This window comes from Pseudomonas sp. Sample_20, assembly GCF_004307585.1.
Classification (GTDB): domain Bacteria; phylum Pseudomonadota; class Gammaproteobacteria; order Pseudomonadales; family Pseudomonadaceae; genus Aquipseudomonas; species Aquipseudomonas atacamensis.
Genome location: NZ_RCOA01000024.1, coordinates 57,477 through 74,353, shown reverse-complemented (window position 1 = coordinate 74,353; position 16,877 = coordinate 57,477). Strand labels below are relative to the sequence as shown.

The following is a 16,877-nucleotide window of genomic DNA, read 5'->3' as shown; positions in this document are numbered from 1 at the left end:
AGCGCAGCACGAACGGCACCGCCAGGTAGAACCAGGTGATCACCAGCAGCAGCGGAATCGAGCGGAAATAGTTGACGTAGGCGCCAGCGATGCTCGACAGCAGCTTGTTGTGCGACAAACGGCACTGCGCGAGGATCGTGCCGAGAATCATCCCGCCGATCACGCCCATGGCCATCAGCTTGAGAGTCATCACCATACCGTTCCACAAACCAGGAATGGCCGGGACGATGCCACTGAAATCGAATTCCATTATTTACCCCCCACGGAGATCAGGCCGGGCACCGCGACTTTTTTCTCGACCAGGCGCATCAGCAGCATCAGGCTCATGTTGAGGGTGAAATAGATCAGGGTTGCCAGGGTGAACGCTTCGAACAGGTTGGCCGAGAACTCGGCGGTCTGTTTGGTCTGCGCCAGCAATTCCATCAAACCGATCAGGGACGCCACGGAGGAGTTCTTGAACACGTTGAGGAATTCCGAGGTGAGCGGCGGAATGATGATCCGGTAGGCCTGGGGCAGCAGCACGTTCCAGTAGATCTGCGGCAGTTTGAAACCCATCGCGCGGGCGGCGGATTCCTGGCCACGAGGCAGTGCCTGGATACCGGTGCGCACTTGCTCGCAGACACGGGCGGCGGTGAACAGACCGAGGCAGACGACAACGCTGAGGTAGGCCGAAGTGGTCGGGTTGAGGTCCTGCTTGTACCACTCCTGCAGATCCGGCGGCAGCAGATCGGGCACCAGAAAGTACCAGATGAACAGCTGCACCAGCAGCGGCACGTTACGGAACAGCTCGACGTAGCAGGTCGCGATGCCCGATACGATGCGGTTCGGCACGGTGCGCATGATGCCCAGCAGCGAGCCGAGCAGCAGGGCGATGATCCACGCCACGACGGCGATGGCGATGGTCCAGCCCAGACCGGAGATGAACCAGTCGAGATAGGTCTCGCTGCCCACGCCGGTGGACTTGAAGAACACGCCCCAGTCCCAGTTGTAATTCATTAGGGTCTCCCCTCGATTCGATCGATGTACAAGTGCCCGCCTGGGGAACTCCGTTCCCTCCCCAGTCTTTTTTCAAAGACCGGGCACACGCGATCGGCTCGACAGCCACCGGTTCGAGTGTTTCCAGAAAAATGCCAGCAGGGAGTGACCATCCCCTGAAAAGGCAGGCGCCTCCTCAGGGGATAAGGTTAGACAGAAAATCAGGACTTCTTGTCGTCAGCCGCTTTGTCGGTCGGATTGGCGATCAGGGTCTTGAGCTCGTCGCTCATCGGGAAGTTCAGGTTCAGGCCTTTTGGCGGAATCGGCTGCATGAACCACTTCTCGTAGATCTTGTTGATTTCGCCCGAAGCGTAGGTGGCCTTGATCGCGTCATCCACAGCCTTTTTGAACGGCTCGTCGCCTTTGCGCATCATGCAGCCGTAGATTTCGTACGACTGTGGCGTGCCGGTCACTTCCCAATCGGCGGCTTTCTTGGCCTTGGCGGCTTCGCCGGCCAGCAGCGCGTCATCCATCATGAACGCAACGGCACGGCCCGATTCCAGCATCTGGAAGGACTCGCCGTGGTCTTTGGCGGAGATGACGTTCATGCCCATCTGCTTGTCGGCGTTCATCGCCTTGAGGATGCGCTCGGAGGTGGTGCCGGCGGTGGTTACGACGTTCTTGCCTTTCAGATCGTCGAAATCCTTGTACTTGGAGTCTTTCTTGGACAGCAGACGGGTACCGATTTCGAAGATGCCGACGGAGAAGTCGACCTGCTGCTGACGCTCGACGTTGTTGGTGGTCGAACCGCACTCGACGTCCACGGTGCCGTTCTGCACCAGCGGGATACGGGTCTGCGAGGTAACGAGGTTGTATTTGACTTGCAGGTTCGGCAGGTCGAGGTCTTTCTTGATCGCTTCGACGATTGCCAGCTGGATGTCGTGCGAGTAGCCGACCGGCTTGCCGGATGCATCAGCGATGTAGGAGAACGGAATGGAGGCGTCACGGTGGCCCAGGGTGATGACACCGGACTCTTTGATCTTCTTCAGGGTGCCGGTGAGTTCGGCGGCGAAAACTGGCGTGCTGATCAGAGCGGCAGCAATGGCTGCGCCCAGGATATGGGGAACGATGCGCATCAAATTTTCCTCGACATTGTTTTTTTTATGGAGCCAGTTTGTCGGCCCTTTTTGTGCTTCGAATGCCTGACGGCTCCTGAAGTGTCGGCACAGCAGGCATTCGTCGAGAGAGTGTAGAGCATGACTCGTGCCAGACCAGTCACAAACGGTTAACCATTTGTTTTATAACGTTATTAAAGTTTTATGGCGGTAGTTCGTCGAGGATGTGATCCGGTTAACCGAATCGACCGTGGAGTCGCGTTCGGAAAACCGAACGATCAAAAGCCCCTCACCCTAACCCTCTCCCGGAGGGAGAGGGGACTGACTGCGGTGGATGGTCGAGTTACGGCGACGCGAGATACCGAGTCGACCTCGGACTTTGCAACCCACGGAGATCGGCTCCCTTTCCCCCTCTACCCCTTGGGGGAGAGGGCTGGGGTGAGGGGGAAAAGATCTTACTGCCCCAATCAGGTTCAACAAAGTCCACATAACAAAAAGCCCCTGAATCTCTCGATGCAGGGGCTTTCGTTTGAACGGTGAGATCAAGCCGCCTCGATCTTCCGGTTCTGCTCAACCTTGCCCAGATACGTCGCGAGCTTCTGCTGCTCCTGCGCTGTGGTGAACAAGCCTAGCTTGGTGCGGCGCCACAGGATGTCATGCGCCGTGGTCGCCCATTCTTCGCTGCACAGGTAATCGACTTCGCGGGTGTAGAGCCCGCCTCCGATGTGCTCACCCATGTCGGCCAGGCTTTCCACGCCTTCGAGCATGCGCCAGGTGCGGCTGCCGTAGGTGACGGCCCAGCGCCGGGCGATTTCAGTCGGGACGAAATCGAACTTGTCACGAATTCGCGCGCTCAGCGCCTCTGGCGTGGTCATGTCTTCGCCACCGGGCAGGGTGGCGGTCGCGGTCCAGCTTGGGCGCATCTGGGTGAAGAACGGCATCAACTGCGCCATCGCCGACTCGGCGAGTTTGCGGTAAGTGGTCAGCTTGCCACCGAACACCGACAGCAGCGGCGCTTCTTCTGTACTGCCCGACAGCGCAAGGGTGTAATCGCGGGTCACTGCCGACGGGTTGTCGGATTCGTCGTTGCACAGGGGCCGAACGCCCGAGTAACTGTGCAGGATGTCTTCGCGGCTGAGCTGCTTCTTGAAGTGGGCGTTGACCACTTTCAGCACGTAATCGGTTTCGCCTTCGGTGATCGCCACTTTCGCCGGGTCGCCGGTGTACTCGCGGTCGGTGGTGCCGATCAGGGTGAAGTGGTTCAGGTACGGAATGGTGAAAACGATGCGCTGATCTTCGTTTTGCAGAATGTGCGCATGCTCGCCTTCGTACAGTTTCGGCACGATGATGTGGCTGCCCTGGATCAGACGGATGCCATACGGCGATTCCATCTTCAGGTCGTCACGAATGAACTTCGCCACCCACGGACCGGCGGCGTTGACCAGTGCTTTGGCGGTGATCGAAAACAGGCTGCCGTCGGCGCGCTCCAGATGCAGATGCCACAAACCTTTGGTGCGGCGTGCACTGACGCAGCGGGTCTGGGTATGAATGTGGGCGCCTTTTTCGCGGGCGGCCATAGCGTTCAGGACCACGAGGCGGGCGTCATCGACCCAGCAGTCGGAGTATTCGAAGCCTTTCTTGATTTCGCTTTTCAGCGCGCTGTCGGCGCCGAACTTCAGGCTTTTCGAACCCGGCAATTTTTCGCGCTTGCCGAGGTTGTCGTAAAGGAACAGGCCGGCACGAATCATCCACGCTGGACGCAGGTGCGGGCGGTGCGGCAGGACGAAACGCATCGGTTTGACGATGTGCGGCGCTTTCGCCAGCAGCACTTCGCGCTCGGCCAGCGCTTCGCGCACCAGACGGAATTCGTAATGCTCCAGATAGCGCAGGCCACCGTGGATCAGCTTGCTGCTGGCCGACGAGGTGTGGCTGGCCAGGTCGTCTTTTTCGCAAAGGAACACCGAAAGACCGCGACCGGCGGCATCCGCTGCGATCCCCACGCCATTGATCCCGCCGCCAATCACGGCAACATCATAGATCTCGGAGAGAGGGGGCGTACGCAAGGTAGAGGTGGACATCGGCTGGCCTCGGTTCTTTTGATTTTATGTCTTGGAAATCGAACATTAATGTTCATTTGCGAAAATGGTAGCCCATAAACACGCGCGCAGCCAGTCGCGTTCGATTGAAAAAACTCATCGAAGGGCCTAGAAAGGAAAATATCCGAACATTAAAAGCAAAAGATCGCAGCCTTCGGCAGCTCCTACAGGAGGAATGCATTCCAGATGTAGGAGCTGCCGAAGGCTGCGATCTTTTGATGCCTGGAAGCGTTAAACGACTTCCAGCCGAATCTTGTGCTGACTCAACAACTGCGCCAGCGCCGGTACCGGCTGCTGATCGGTGACCAGGCAATCGATCAGGCTGATCGGCCCCAGTCGAATCATCGCGTTACGCCCGAACTTGCTCGAGTCCGCCGCCAGAATCACCTGCCGCGCATTGGCAATGATCGCCTGGCTGACCCGTACTTCCTGATAATCGAAGTCGAGCAGGCTGCCGTCCTCATCGATCCCGCTGATCCCGACCAAGGCGAAATCGACCTTGAACTGATTGATGAAATCCACACTCGCCTGACCGACCACACCGCCGTCCCGCCTTACATTGCCGCCGGTCAGCAGCACATCGAAATCATCCTTGGCGCTGAGCATCGAGGCGACGTGCAGGTTGTTGGTGATGATTTTCAGGTGACTGTGATTGAGCAGGGCGCGGGCGATCGATTCGGTGGTGGTACCGATATTGATGAACAGCGAGGCGTGATCGGGGATCTGTGCGGCGATGGCTTCGCCGATGCGTTGTTTTTCGTCGCGCATCTGATCGGCGCGCATCGCATACGCGGTGTTTTCGACACTGGAATCGTACGCGGCGCCACCGTGGTAGCGACGCAGCAGATTGGCTTCCGCGAGCTGATTGATGTCGCGGCGGATGGTTTGCGGGGTGACAACGAACAGTGTGGCCATCTCCTCGATGCTCACATAGCCGCGTTCGCGGACCAGCTCAAGGATTTGCTGCTGACGGGGAGGCAGATTCATGGGGCTTCCTTTGGGCTGCCGTGCAAAATTTGCCCATGATGCCGCAGGAATCCGCTCCCGACCAGTTAGATACCTATGTGTAACTCAAGGCTGGCTTATTCAGCGTCCTCACGCGCCCAGTCACGGGTGCGGCTGACGGCTTTTTTCCAGCCTTTGTAGAGTTTCTCTTTCTCGGTTTCGTCCAGGCTCGGTTCGAACTCGCGCTCGATCACTGCCTTGCCGCGCAATTCTTCCAGGCTGCCCCAGAAACCGCAGGCCAGACCGGCCAGATAAGCCGCGCCGAGTGCGGTGGTTTCGCGCATTTGCGGGCGTTCGACCTGGGTGCCGAGGATGTCGGCCTGGAACTGCATGAGGAAGTTGTTCGCCACCGCGCCGCCGTCCACGCGCAGGGCTTTGAGGCGTTCGCCGGAATCCTGTTGCATGGCGTCGAGTACGTCGCGGGTCTGGTAGGCGATCGATTCCAGCGCGGCGCGGATGATGTGATCGACGCGTACGCCGCGCGTCAGGCCGAACAGCGCGCCACGGGCATACGGGTCCCAGTACGGTGCGCCGAGACCGGTAAACGCCGGCACCAGATACACGCCGTTGCTGTCCTTGACCTTGTTGGCAAAGTATTCGGTGTCGTGGGCGTCGTTGACGATTTTCAGTTCATCGCGCAGCCATTGCACGGTCGAACCGCCGTTGAACACGGCACCTTCGAGTGCGTAGGCAACTTCGCCGCGCGGGCCGCAGGCGATGGTGGTGAGCATGCCATGCTGGGATTTCACTGCTTTGTCGCCGGTGTTCATCAGCAGGAAGCAACCGGTGCCGTAGGTGTTTTTCGCCTGGCCCGGCTCCACGCACATCTGGCCGAACAGTGCTGCCTGCTGGTCGCCGGCGATACCGCCGATGGCGATGCCGCTCTTGGTGCGACCGTAGATTTCCGAGGAAGCTTTGACTTCCGGGAGCATCTCGCGGGGGATGTCGAGGATCTCCAGCATCTTCGAATCCCACTCCAGCGAGTGAATGTTGAAGAGCATGGTGCGCGAGGCGTTGGTGTAGTCGGTGACGTGCACCTTGCCGCCGGTGAATTTCCAGATCAACCAGCTATCGACGGTGCCGAACAGCAGTTCGCCGTTGCGCGCACGCTCGCGGCTGCCTTCGACATTGTCGAGGATCCACTTCAGTTTGGTGCCGGAGAAGTACGGGTCGGTGACCAGGCCGGTGGTGTCGCGGATGTAGTCTTCGTGGCCATCGCGCTTGAGCTGCTGGCAGATCTCGGTGCTGCGGCGGCACTGCCAGACGATCGCGTTGTAGATCGGACGGCCAGTGGTCTTGTCCCAGACCACAGTGGTTTCACGCTGGTTGGTGATACCGATGGCGGCGACCTGGTCATGATGCAGGCCGGCCTGGGCCAGCGCTTCAACCATCACCGCGCTCTGGGTGGCGAAAATTTCCATCGGGTCGTGCTCGACCCAACCGGCTTGCGGGTAATGCTGAACGAATTCGCGCTGCGCGGTGCAGACCACGTTCGCGTCGCGGTCGAAGATGATCGCGCGCGAGCTGGTCGTACCCTGATCAAGGGCAATGATGTAGTTCTTGTTCTGAATGTCGGTCATGTCGATTGCCTTGGACGAAAAAAACGAGAGTGGGCCGTGGCGCCGGCTCGGATGGGCAGGAGCCGGCGCCGACTGTTTCAAGAAGTTCTTGGTTTGCCGTCAATGGCCGGTTCTGCATCCTTTGTAGCAGGTGTGGCGCCGGTCAGGTGACGGGCAATCAGCCCGCGATACCCGGCAGCGCCGAGGCAGGCACCGACAATCGGTGCAAAAATCGGAATCAGGAAATACGGAATATCTCGGCCGCCAGTGAAGGAAATTTCACCCCAACCGGTAAAGAAAGTCATCAGTTTCGGACCGAAGTCACGCGCAGGGTTCATCGCGAAACCGGTCAGCGGACCCATCGCACTGCCGATCACGGCAATCAGCAAACCGATCAGCAGCGGCGCCATCGGGCCGCGTGGCAGGCCGTTGTTGTCATCGGTCAGGGCCATGATCACGCCCATCAGGATCGCGGTGATGATCATCTCGACCAGAAATGCCTGGGCCGTCGACAGCGCTGGGTTCGGGTAGGTCGAGAACACCGAGGCCAATTCCAGGCTGGCAGCCGAGCCACGAACCATCTGATGGGTTTGTTCGTAATCGAAGAACAGATTGCTGTAGAGCGTGTAGACCAGCAATGCGCCGCAGAAGGCGCCGGCGATCTGCGAAATGATGTAGAACGGCAGTTTGCGCTTTTCGAAGTCAGCGAAGATTGCCAGAGCAATGCTCACGGCCGGGTTCAGGTGCGCGCCGGAAACCCCGGCGGTGAGGTAGATCGCCATGCTCACGCCGACACCCCAGATGATGCTGATCTCCCACAGGCCGAAGCTGGCGCCCGCGACTTTGAGCGCGGCGACACAACCGGTGCCGAAGAAGATCAGAAGGGCGGTGCCCAGGAATTCGGCCATGCATTGGCCGGAAAGCGATGGTTGCGGTAAAGCAGCTGTCATTGAAAACCTCGGTTCTTTTTCTTGTGTAGCGCCTTGCCAACGGAGCAGGGCGCGATCTTCACCGGGTCGGAATCCCCATTCGGTTCCCGGGTTACTGCTGGGTACAGCGCGGAGCATGATTCTTACATTATTCAGATTCGAAAAAATATAGACAAGAAACAAACCTGTCAAAGGTCGAAAGTGAACCGTCGGTCACAATAAAACTATTCGCCGTGTGAATGATCAGCGGCGCGAACGGCTTGAATGCAGCGCGAGGCCACGGGATTCGCGGCTTGGAATAGAGCCTTTTGCCCAACGATGACCTAGAATCCGCCGCAGGTTTTTCAAAGATTGCCGAACCCGGAGCTGCCATGACCCCTGCGTTGGACTTGTTGAAAAAAGTTCGTGCCGAACATCGCGTGCACAGTTACGAACATGATCCGAAGGCCGCGTCCTATGGGCTGGAGGCGGCGGAGAAGCTCAGGCTCGCACCGGCGCAAGTGTTCAAAACCCTGCTGGCCGCCAGTGAAAAAGGCGAACTGCTGGTGGCTGTGGTGCCGGTCGTCGGAACGCTCGACCTCAAGGGCCTGGCCCATGCCGCCGGAGTGAAGAAAGCCGAAATGGCTGATCCCGCTGCCGCGCAACGCTCCACCGGCTACCTGTTGGGCGGCATCAGCCCGCTCGGGCAGAAGAAACGCCTGCGCACCTTCATCGACAATTCCGCTCAGGGGTTCGCGACTATCTATGTGAGTGCCGGGCGGCGAGGACTGGAAGTGGAATTGGCGCCGGCGGTGCTGGCCGAGCACACCCAGGCGCAGTTCGCCGATATCGGCCGGGCTTAAAATGCGCGCCGGCTGTATGAAGAAAAAATTGCGCTTCTGTCACTGGCACTGATCCGGGCCGCCGTTGCATGCTCGGTCGACCAACTCAGGGAGAAAATCATGCAGCTTGCGTTTCATCAGGTCGACGCGTTCAGTGATCGGCCGTTCAGTGGCAACCCGGCGATGGTCTATCGGCTCGACAGCTGGCTGGCCGATGACTTGATGCAGAAGATCGCCGCCGAACACAACCTGGCGGAGACTGCGTTTCTGGTGCGCGAAGGCCAGGCCTGGCATATCCGCTGGTTCACCCCGACCACCGAAGTGCCGCTGTGCGGGCATGCGACCCTGGCCAGCGCGTTTGTACTGTTCGAAATCTATAAGGAAAGTGCCGAGCGCATCGACTTCACCTGCAAGTCCGGGCCGCTGAGTGTCAGCCGCGAAGGCGACCGCTTGTGGCTGGATTTTCCGACCATCGTGCCGTCGGAAATCGGCGTGACGCTGGATGTCGAGCGGGCGCTCGGCGTTGAGGCTGTCGACGTTCTCGGCTCCAACGAACTGTTCGTCGTGCTGGACTCGGAACAGGCGGTGCTCGACTGTAAACCGGACATGGCGGCGCTGGCGAAACTGCCGTGGCTGGGGGCGATTGTCACTGCGCGCGGCAACCAGCATGACTTCGTCTCGCGCTATTTCGCCCCGGCGATCGGTATCAACGAAGACCCGGTGACCGGCTCGACCCATTGCAGCCTGATTCCGTACTGGGCCAAACGTCTGGGCAAATCGAACCTGACCGCGTGCCAGCGCTCGGCGCGGGGCGGGGAGTTGTTCTGTCGGCTGGAAGGTGAGCGGGTGAAGATTGGCGGCAATGCGACGCTGGTGGCCAGCGGTACCCTGTTTTTAGGCTGAGGCAATACCAACTGTGGGAACGAGCCTGCTCGCGAAAGCGCTCTTTCAGTCAACATCTTCGGCGACTGAAACACCGCATTCGCGAGCAGGCTCGCTCCCACAATTTTTATCCAGTGCGGATCAAAGGCTGGTGCTGAATCGACGGACGCCGTTTTCCACCGCCGGGATCTGTGCCGCAGTGCTCCCCGAAGCCTGGAACAGCACCAGGTGATCCGCCGCTACGCGAATCCCGACCTGGGCGCCAACCAGATGATCGGCATGGCTCGGAAAGATCGATTCCAGTTGTGCACCGGTCGGCAGTTGCAGGCGATACAAGGTCGCCGCGCCGAGGAATGTCTTGCCGACAATCTGCGCCTGCAATGCGCTGTCCGGTGCATAAACAATGTCATCCGGACGCAACAGCACATCCACCGCACCGCCAATCGGCCAGGTGTAGGCGCGATTGCCGCGCAGTTCACCCAGCTCGGTCTGCACCGATTCCGGGGTGACGAGCTGACCGCGAATGAAGTAACCCTGACCGATGAAACTGGCGACATACGGCGTCGCCGGTTCGTGGTAGAGGTTGTAGGGCGTGTCCCACTGTTCCAGCCGACCTTCCTTGAACACGCCAACGTGATCGCTGACGGCGAAGGCTTCTTCCTGATCGTGGGTGACCAGAATCGCACTGGTACCACGGGCCTTGAGGATGTCGCGTACCTCATGGCTGAGCTTGCGGCGCAGTTCGCCATCGAGGTTGGAGAACGGCTCGTCGAGCAGCAACAGCTGCGGTTCCGGCGCCAGGGCGCGGGCGAGGGCGACCCGCTGTTGCTGGCCGCCGGACAGCTCGTGGGGGAAGCGCTTGCCGAGGTTTTTCAGGTTGACCAGTTCCAGCAGCTCTTCGACCACGCGCGCCTTGTTAGGGTGCTTGCGAATGCCGAAAGCGATGTTGTCGGCCACGCTCAGGTGCGGGAACAGCGCGTAATCCTGAAACACCATGCCGATCCGGCGTTTCTCCGGCGCCAGGGTGAAACCGGCGCTGGAGAGGGTTTCGCCACCGAGGGTGATTTCGCCTTCGTGCACCGGTTCGAAACCGGCGATGGCGCGCAGGGTGGTGGTCTTGCCGCAGCCGGACGAGCCGAGCAGGCAGCCGATGTCGCCGGCGTTGAGGTGCAGATTGAGGTTCTGCACTACGCGTTGATCTTGATAGCCGCAAGCGAGGTTGCGCAGGTTCAGCAGTAATTCATGGCTCATGCGTGGTGATATGCCGGTTCGACGAGGAACTCGAGCAGGGCCTTCTGTGCGTGGAGACGGTTTTCTGCCTGATCCCAGGCGACGGAGCGCGGGTCATCGAGCAGGTCGAGACTGATTTCTTCGCCACGGTGCGCCGGCAGGCAGTGCATGAACAGCACGTCCTCGGCAGCGAGGTCGAGCAGGGCACGGTTGACCTGGAACGGCGCGAACAGCTTGAGGCGCTTGGCAGTTTCCTCTTCCTGGCCCATCGAAGTCCAGACGTCGGTGCTGACCAGATGCGCGCCACGCACGGCGTCTTGCGGATCGCGGACGATGGTCACGCGATCACCAGCCTGGGCGACGAATTCCGGGTTCGGCTCGTAGCCTTCCGGGCAGGCAACGCGCAACTGGAAGTCGAACTGGATCGCCGCTTCTATATAGCTGTTGCACATGTTGTTGCCGTCACCGATCCAGGCCACGGTCTTGCCCTGGATCGAGCCACGGTGTTCGAGGAAGGTCTGCATGTCGGCGAGCAACTGGCAAGGGTGCAGATCATCGGACAGGCCGTTGATCACCGGCACCCGCGAGTTGGCGGCGAATTCGGTGAGGGTGCTGTGGGCGAAGGTGCGGATCATCACCGCATCGAGCATGCTCGACATGACAATGGCGCAATCGCTGATCGGCTCGCCACGGCCCAGTTGGGTATCGCGCGGGGACAGGAAGATTGCCTGGCCGCCGAGCTGGATCATGCCGGCCTCGAAGGAGATCCGGGTGCGGGTCGAGGATTTTTCGAAGATCATCCCCAGCACGCGGTTTTTCAGAGGCTCGAACAGTACGCCGCGGTTACGCAGGTCCTTGAGCTCAACGCCTCGACGGATCACGCTGACCAGCTCTTCGGGCGTGCAATCCATCAGGGAGAGAAAGTGCCTTGCGCTCATCATTGACTACCTTTTTGCTACAGACCGCAGATGCTCAAAGCCTTGTTTAACGGAACAACGGGCGAGACCTGCGGCGTAAGCCGCACGGGGCGACGAAATAGGGGAAGGCGCGATATTGACACTAAATGTCGCGTTTTTCCAATAGGGTACTTTTGTCAGCGGGATTCGGAGCGCGGACCGGGCATTTCGATCACGCATGTGAAGCCGGATTCAGTACAGCGGTGAGCCTCTTTGTACACTGGCGCCGCCGGGCTTGGCAATGCGCCGCGACGGCAACGCAGCGGTCCTGGTCGGTTTACGAACGCGGCGCCACCGATTCGCTTGGTCGGATGTTCAGACTGAAACATTTGCTAAAGCAAAGTGCTGGGTTATAAATAAGTTTCGAGCGACGCAGGAAGCCTCCGCATGGAATCGAAAGAACAACTGTTAATGGAACTGCTGGGCCACACGGCTCGCTCCCTGACCCATCTCACCGCGTCCGTCACCTCGATGTCTTTCGAGTTGCTGCGCAGTGACGACGAAGTGGTCAAATCCGCCGGTCGGCACATGATCGATCGCATGGCCACCATCAGCGCCGGGCTCGATGAGCACTGGCGGTTGATCGGCGAGCTCACCGGCGTGCACGTCGCCCATGAGCAGATAGAAACCATCCAGGAGATCCAGCTGGCGGCACCGCCGCAGTTGCCGCCGAACTGATCGCGGCGATTTATCGGCTGTCCTGATAACCGTCGATTCACAAGACGAACGTCGCTGGCGCCGTCTCTGCGCACGGGCCATAGTTTTGTTCCCGCGGGCGTGATTGCCTGCTCCCGAACAAGACAGAGACTGGCCATGACCAAGACTCTTCACCACCGTGCATGCCACCTGTGCGAAGCCATTTGCGGCCTGACCATCGAAACCACGGAAACCGATGGCAACGTCGCGATCACCTCCATCAAGGGTGATGCCCTCGACACCTTCAGCCGCGGCCATATCTGCCCGAAAGCCGTGGCCCTGCAAGATATTCAGAACGATCCCGATCGCCTGCGTCAGCCGATGCGCCGCGTCGGCAGCGAATGGCTGCCGATCGAATGGGACGAGGCGTTTGCGCTGGTGGCCGAGAAACTCGCGGCGATTCAGGAACATCACGGGCAGAACGCCGTTGCGGTGTATCAGGGCAATCCGAGCGTGCACAACTACGGCCTGATGACCCACAGCAATTACTTCCTGGGGTTGCTGAAAACTCGCAATCGCTACTCGGCAACGTCGGTCGATCAACTGCCACACCACCTCAGCAGCTATCTGATGTATGGCCACGGTTTGCTATTGCCGATTCCGGACATCGATCACACCGACTTCATGCTGATCCTCGGCGGCAATCCGCTGGCGTCCAACGGCAGCATCATGACCGTGCCGGACGTCGAGAAGCGCCTGAAGGCGATTCAGGCGCGCGGCGGCAAAGTGGTGGTAGTCGATCCGCGCCGCAGCGAAACCGCAGCGATGGCCGATCAGCACGTGTTCGTCCGCCCGGGCGGCGATGCGGCGTTGCTGTTCGGCATGCTCAATACGCTGTTCAGCGAAGGCCTGACCCGCGACAGCCATTTGCCGGTCGATGGCCTCGACGAGGTGCGCAGCGCCGTGGCTGCGTTTAGTGCCGAAGCGATGAGCCCGCTCTGCGCGGTGCCTGCCGAACAGATTCGCCAACTGGCGCGCGACTTCGCTGCCGCACCGAGTGCGGTCTGCTATGGGCGCATGGGCGTCTCGACCCAGGCCTTCGGCACCCTCTGTCACTGGGTGGTGCAGTTGATCAATCTGGTCACCGGCAATCTCGACCGCGTTGGCGGTGCACTGTGCACCGAACCCGCTGTGGATCTGGTGGCGTCGACCTCGGGCGGGCATTTCAACAAATGGCAGAGCCGGGTTTCCGGTCGTCCGGAATACGGCGGCGAGTTGCCGGTCTCGGCACTGGCCGAAGAGATGCTCACGGAGGGCGAGGGGCAGATCCGCGCGCTGATCACCGTGGCCGGCAACCCGGTGTTGTCGACACCCAACGGCCGGCAGTTGGAGCAGGCGCTGGACGGCCTCGACTTCATGCTCAGCATCGACCTGTACATCAACGAAACCACGCGCTATGCCGATCTGATCCTGCCGTCGACCTCGGCGCTGGAAAACGACCACTACGACACCACTTTCAACCTGTTCGCGGTGCGTAACGTGACCCGCTTCAATCGCGCCATCCTCGGCAAGCCCGAGGGGGCTTTGCATGATTGGGAGATCTTCGTCGGGCTGGCCAAGGCCTTCGCCGAGAAAACCGGTAAAGAACTGAAACCGACGATGCCGCCGGCGAAGATGATCGACATGGGCCTGCGCATGGGCCGCTACGGCGATGCGTCCGAGCACAAGTTGTCGCTGGCGACGCTGTTCGATCATCCGCACGGCATTGATCTTGGGGCGCTGAAGCCGAATCTGGCGTCACGTCTGAAAACGCCGAATCAGCGTATCCAGGCCGCACCGCCGGAAATTCTCGCCGACCTCGCACGCTTTGCCGCGTTGCAGGCGCCGGCAGCCGATGAATTGTTGATGATCGGTCGCCGCCATGTACGCAGCAACAATTCGTGGATGCACAATTTTCATCGGCTGGTGAAAGGCAAGCCACGGCATCAGTTGCTGATGCACCCGGATGACCTGGCCAGCCGTGGTCTGGCTGATGGCCAACGGGTTCGGGTGAGTTCGCGGGTCGGCCAGATCGAGGTGGAAGTGCTCGCCAGTCTCGACATGATGAAAGGCGTGGTCAGCCTGCCGCACGGTTGGGGCCACGCGCGCCCGGGCGTGCAGATGGCGATCGCCAGCGGCCAGCCGGGGTCAAGCGCCAACGACCTGACCGACGAGTGTCAGCTTGACGAACTGTCGGGCAACGCGGCGTTGAACGGTGTGCCGGTGACCGTGGCGGCGGCCTGAGCGGGTCTGTCGGGGAGACCGAGCATGGCGCTCGGGATTCCGTTACAATGCGCCACCGTGCCGACCTCTGAGTCGGAAAGTTCAGCCGAGGTGCTCCATGGATATCATCGAAACGATTAAAGAGCAGATTGCCAACAACACCATTCTGCTTTACATGAAAGGCTCGCCGAATGCCCCGCAGTGCGGCTTCTCCGCAAAAGCTGCGCAAGCCGTGATGGCCTGTGGTGAAAAGTTCGCGTACGTGGACATCCTGCAGAACCCGGAAATCCGCGCCAACCTGCCGAAGTACGCCAACTGGCCGACTTTCCCGCAACTGTGGGTCGGCGGTGAGCTGGTTGGCGGCAGCGACATCATGACCGAGATGGCTGCAGACGGTTCGCTGCAAAGCACCATCAAGGCGGCTGTCGAAGCGGCAGCGGCGAACAAGTCCGAAGCCTGATTCGCTCTTGCAGGGATTTCGCAACCTCTGAAATCCCGGCGATAAAAAAGCCCCGCACCTCGAAAGAGGGCGGGGCTTTTTAGTATCTTGCGAGGGTCAGATCACTCTTCGCCCATCTGCGACTGCAGATAGTTTTCCAGGCCGATCTTGTCGATCAGGCCGAGCTGGGTTTCCAGCCAGTCGATGTGTTCTTCTTCCGACTCGAGAATGTCTTCAAGCAGTTCACGGCTGCCGAAGTCACCAACGGTTTCGCAATGGGCGATGGCGGCTTTCAGGTCGGCATGGCCGGTCTTTTCGATGCGCAGGTCGCATTCGAGCATCTCGCGGGTGTGCTCGCCGATGTGCAGCTTGCCCAAGTCCTGAACGTTCGGCAGGCCTTCAAGGAACAGGATGCGCTTGATCAGCTTGTCCGCGTGTTTCATCTCGTCGATGGATTCGTGGTATTCGTGCTTGCCGAGCTTGTTCAGACCCCAATCTTCATACATGCGCGCATGCAGGAAGTACTGATTGATCGCGACCAGCTCATTGGCGAGGATCTTGTTGAGATGCTGGATGACTGTAATGTCGCCTTTCATGATGGGGTCCTGCCCTTTATTAGCTGTCTATAAGGCAGAGTTTGAGCCGCACAACTAAGAGTGTCAAACCTAAGTTATTGAATAATAAATGAAAATTAATCGGAATAAGAATGTTTGTGTTCCGCGTCTGGACGCTAAGCAATTGATTTTCAGGCATAAAAAACCGGACATCTAGTCCGGTTCTTTGAAATGGGGGCATTTACGCAGCAGTAAATTCTACCGGGTAAGGGATCGCGGCCTGGGCGGTTTGCAGCTTGGTCAGGGTTTCGCGCACCACTTCCTTGGCAAGGCAGGCGCATTTGCCGCACTGGCTGGCGACGCCGGTGGCCTGGCGAACTTCTTTGTAGCTGCAGCAACCTTCATAGATCGCTTCGCGGATCTGTCCGTCGGTGACGCCAGTGCAGAGGCAAACATACATAAGTAAGAACCGTCGCTGGTTGTGACTCAATTGCGATGGATCTTAATGTTAACGAGAATGATTGTCAAAGTGCTTTCGGAACGCTTCGCAGCCAATTTCCCGGCGACTGACGAACGGTATTTTCCAAATGCTCGTCTGACCGCATGAATACGCAGTGGATAACCGAACAGGGAAAATCCGTTACGGACAGGCCAAACACGCAGTGTATGATGGTCGTCCCTTGCGAAGAGGGTTCGTGTCACAGGGCTGTCGCCTGAGGGTGACAGGCTGGCCCGGACCCTGAACTTCAAGTTTCTACACCAGGAGATATCAATGAGCGTACTCGTAGGCAAACAAGCCCCAGACTTCACCGTCCCGGCCGTACTCGGCAATGGCGAGATCGTTGACAGCTTCACCCTGTCCTCGGCCATCAAAGGCAAATACGGCCTGGTGTTCTTCTACCCGCTGGACTTCACCTTCGTCTGCCCGTCCGAGCTGATCGCTCTGGACAACCGCATGGCTGACTTCAAGGCGCGCAACGTTGAAGTGATCGCTGTGTCGATCGACTCGCACTTCACCCACAACGCCTGGCGCAACACTCCAGTGAACAATGGCGGCATCGGCCAGGTGAAATACACCATGGCTGCCGACATGAAGCACGACATCGCCAAGGCATACGACGTTGAATCCGAAGGCGGCGTGGCTTTCCGTGGCGCGTTCCTGATCGACGACAAAGGCGTGGTTCGCTCGCAGATCATCAACGACCTGCCGCTGGGCCGTAACATGGAAGAGCTGATCCGTCTGGTCGACGCGCTGCAATTCCACGAAGAGCACGGCGAAGTCTGCCCGGCCAACTGGAAGAAAGGCGACAAAGGCATGAACGCTTCGCCGGAAGGCGTTGCGGCTTACCTGACCGAGAACGCTGCGGCCCTGTAAGGCGCAACGTCGAGGTACAAAAAAACCGGCCCACGTGGCCGGT

General features: G+C 59.5%; 17 protein-coding genes. 6 read left to right on the top strand and 11 right to left on the bottom strand.

Going from position 1 to position 16,877, the window contains the following annotated elements:
* From D8U70_RS06900 to D8U70_RS06870, 7 genes are all read right to left on the bottom strand, one after another.
* A partial coding sequence (locus tag D8U70_RS06900) for an ABC transporter permease subunit (protein ID WP_153188967.1) occupies positions 1-250 on the bottom strand: 250 nt, incomplete at its 3' end.
* On the bottom strand, positions 250-996 hold the full coding sequence (locus D8U70_RS06895; RefSeq protein WP_056790046.1) for an amino acid ABC transporter permease: 747 nt from the start codon (positions 994-996) through the stop codon (positions 250-252). The genes D8U70_RS06900 and D8U70_RS06895, both read right to left, overlap by 1 nt.
* A 200-nt stretch (positions 997-1,196) precedes the next feature.
* Complete coding sequence (locus tag D8U70_RS06890; protein ID WP_090285892.1) at positions 1,197-2,111, bottom strand: glutamate/aspartate ABC transporter substrate-binding protein; 915 nt, start codon at positions 2,109-2,111, stop codon at positions 1,197-1,199.
* Positions 2,112-2,632: 521 nt separating this feature from the next.
* Positions 2,633-4,168, bottom strand: a complete 1,536-nt coding sequence (glpD, locus tag D8U70_RS06885) for a glycerol-3-phosphate dehydrogenase (RefSeq protein ID WP_130928528.1) — start codon at positions 4,166-4,168, stop codon at positions 2,633-2,635.
* 249 nt (positions 4,169-4,417) lie between these two features.
* The gene (locus tag D8U70_RS06880; protein WP_007953179.1) at positions 4,418-5,173 is read right to left on the bottom strand and encodes a DeoR/GlpR family transcriptional regulator; all 756 of its coding nucleotides are present in this window, start codon (positions 5,171-5,173) and stop codon (positions 4,418-4,420) included.
* A 95-nt stretch (positions 5,174-5,268) separates the two neighbouring features.
* Complete coding sequence (gene glpK, locus D8U70_RS06875) at positions 5,269-6,771, bottom strand: glycerol kinase GlpK (RefSeq protein WP_110646230.1); 1,503 nt, start codon at positions 6,769-6,771, stop codon at positions 5,269-5,271.
* Positions 6,772-6,848: 77 nt separating this feature from the next.
* Positions 6,849-7,700, bottom strand: coding sequence for an MIP/aquaporin family protein (locus tag D8U70_RS06870; RefSeq protein ID WP_130928527.1), 852 nt, complete (start codon positions 7,698-7,700; stop codon positions 6,849-6,851).
* 350 nt (positions 7,701-8,050) lie between these two features.
* Between D8U70_RS06870 and ybaK the strand changes: the two genes are divergently transcribed.
* Together ybaK and D8U70_RS06860 are read left to right on the top strand one after the other, a co-directional pair.
* Positions 8,051-8,521, top strand: a complete 471-nt coding sequence (gene ybaK / locus D8U70_RS06865) for a Cys-tRNA(Pro) deacylase (RefSeq protein ID WP_130928526.1) — start codon at positions 8,051-8,053, stop codon at positions 8,519-8,521.
* Positions 8,522-8,620: 99 nt separating this feature from the next.
* The gene (locus tag D8U70_RS06860; protein WP_130888398.1) at positions 8,621-9,403 is read left to right on the top strand and encodes a PhzF family phenazine biosynthesis protein; all 783 of its coding nucleotides are present in this window, start codon (positions 8,621-8,623) and stop codon (positions 9,401-9,403) included.
* 120 nt (positions 9,404-9,523) lie between these two features.
* On the opposite strand, the gene D8U70_RS06850 is transcribed toward D8U70_RS06860, so the two are convergent.
* Together D8U70_RS06850 and argF are read right to left on the bottom strand one after the other, a co-directional pair.
* Positions 9,524-10,633 carry an ABC transporter ATP-binding protein gene (locus D8U70_RS06850; RefSeq protein WP_016773399.1) on the bottom strand — a complete coding sequence of 370 codons (1,110 nt, stop codon included), beginning with the start codon at positions 10,631-10,633 and terminating at the stop codon, positions 9,524-9,526.
* The gene (argF, locus tag D8U70_RS06845) at positions 10,630-11,550 is read right to left on the bottom strand and encodes an ornithine carbamoyltransferase (RefSeq protein ID WP_024014160.1); all 921 of its coding nucleotides are present in this window, start codon (positions 11,548-11,550) and stop codon (positions 10,630-10,632) included. The genes D8U70_RS06850 and argF overlap by 4 nt, the downstream gene beginning before the upstream one ends.
* A 405-nt stretch (positions 11,551-11,955) precedes the next feature.
* On the opposite strand from argF, the gene D8U70_RS06840 reads away from it, so the two are divergent.
* From D8U70_RS06840 to grxD, 3 genes are all read left to right on the top strand, one after another.
* A complete protein-coding gene (locus tag D8U70_RS06840) occupies positions 11,956-12,246 on the top strand; it encodes a hypothetical protein (RefSeq protein ID WP_016773401.1) in 291 nt (96 codons plus the stop codon).
* 135 nt (positions 12,247-12,381) lie between these two features.
* On the top strand, positions 12,382-14,487 hold the full coding sequence (locus D8U70_RS06835) for a molybdopterin oxidoreductase family protein (RefSeq protein ID WP_130928525.1): 2,106 nt from the start codon (positions 12,382-12,384) through the stop codon (positions 14,485-14,487).
* 97 nt (positions 14,488-14,584) lie between these two features.
* The gene (gene grxD, locus D8U70_RS06830) at positions 14,585-14,926 is read left to right on the top strand and encodes a Grx4 family monothiol glutaredoxin (RefSeq protein WP_016773402.1); all 342 of its coding nucleotides are present in this window, start codon (positions 14,585-14,587) and stop codon (positions 14,924-14,926) included.
* A gap of 101 nt (positions 14,927-15,027) precedes the next feature.
* Here the strand turns inward: grxD and bfr are convergent, their stop codons facing one another.
* Positions 15,028-15,501, bottom strand: coding sequence for a bacterioferritin (bfr, locus tag D8U70_RS06825; protein ID WP_016773403.1), 474 nt, complete (start codon positions 15,499-15,501; stop codon positions 15,028-15,030).
* 199 nt (positions 15,502-15,700) lie between these two features.
* Positions 15,701-15,919, bottom strand: coding sequence for a bacterioferritin-associated ferredoxin (locus D8U70_RS06820; RefSeq protein ID WP_003227725.1), 219 nt, complete (start codon positions 15,917-15,919; stop codon positions 15,701-15,703).
* Between the two features lie 312 nt (positions 15,920-16,231).
* On the opposite strand from D8U70_RS06820, the gene D8U70_RS06815 reads away from it, so the two are divergent.
* A complete protein-coding gene (locus tag D8U70_RS06815; RefSeq protein ID WP_003227723.1) occupies positions 16,232-16,834 on the top strand; it encodes a peroxiredoxin in 603 nt (200 codons plus the stop codon).
* Positions 16,835-16,877: the final 43 nt, after the last annotated feature.

Coding starts and splice junctions, on each gene's coding strand:
- D8U70_RS06890 (WP_090285892.1), bottom strand. CDS start 2,111: ATGCGCATCGTTCCCCATATCCTGGGCGCAGCCATTGCTGCCGCTCTG.
- D8U70_RS06820 (WP_003227725.1), bottom strand. CDS start 15,919: ATGTATGTTTGCCTCTGCACTGGCGTCACCGACGGACAGATCCGCGAA.
- D8U70_RS06860 (WP_130888398.1), top strand. CDS start 8,621: ATGCAGCTTGCGTTTCATCAGGTCGACGCGTTCAGTGATCGGCCGTTC.
- argF (WP_024014160.1), bottom strand. CDS start 11,550: ATGAGCGCAAGGCACTTTCTCTCCCTGATGGATTGCACGCCCGAAGAG.
- D8U70_RS06895 (WP_056790046.1), bottom strand. CDS start 996: ATGAATTACAACTGGGACTGGGGCGTGTTCTTCAAGTCCACCGGCGTG.
- D8U70_RS06840 (WP_016773401.1), top strand. CDS start 11,956: ATGGAATCGAAAGAACAACTGTTAATGGAACTGCTGGGCCACACGGCT.
- grxD (WP_016773402.1), top strand. CDS start 14,585: ATGGATATCATCGAAACGATTAAAGAGCAGATTGCCAACAACACCATT.
- D8U70_RS06815 (WP_003227723.1), top strand. CDS start 16,232: ATGAGCGTACTCGTAGGCAAACAAGCCCCAGACTTCACCGTCCCGGCC.
- D8U70_RS06880 (WP_007953179.1), bottom strand. CDS start 5,173: ATGAATCTGCCTCCCCGTCAGCAGCAAATCCTTGAGCTGGTCCGCGAA.
- ybaK (WP_130928526.1), top strand. CDS start 8,051: ATGACCCCTGCGTTGGACTTGTTGAAAAAAGTTCGTGCCGAACATCGC.
- D8U70_RS06835 (WP_130928525.1), top strand. CDS start 12,382: ATGACCAAGACTCTTCACCACCGTGCATGCCACCTGTGCGAAGCCATT.
- D8U70_RS06870 (WP_130928527.1), bottom strand. CDS start 7,700: ATGACAGCTGCTTTACCGCAACCATCGCTTTCCGGCCAATGCATGGCC.
- D8U70_RS06850 (WP_016773399.1), bottom strand. CDS start 10,633: ATGAGCCATGAATTACTGCTGAACCTGCGCAACCTCGCTTGCGGCTAT.
- glpD (WP_130928528.1), bottom strand. CDS start 4,168: ATGTCCACCTCTACCTTGCGTACGCCCCCTCTCTCCGAGATCTATGAT.
- glpK (WP_110646230.1), bottom strand. CDS start 6,771: ATGACCGACATTCAGAACAAGAACTACATCATTGCCCTTGATCAGGGT.
- bfr (WP_016773403.1), bottom strand. CDS start 15,501: ATGAAAGGCGACATTACAGTCATCCAGCATCTCAACAAGATCCTCGCC.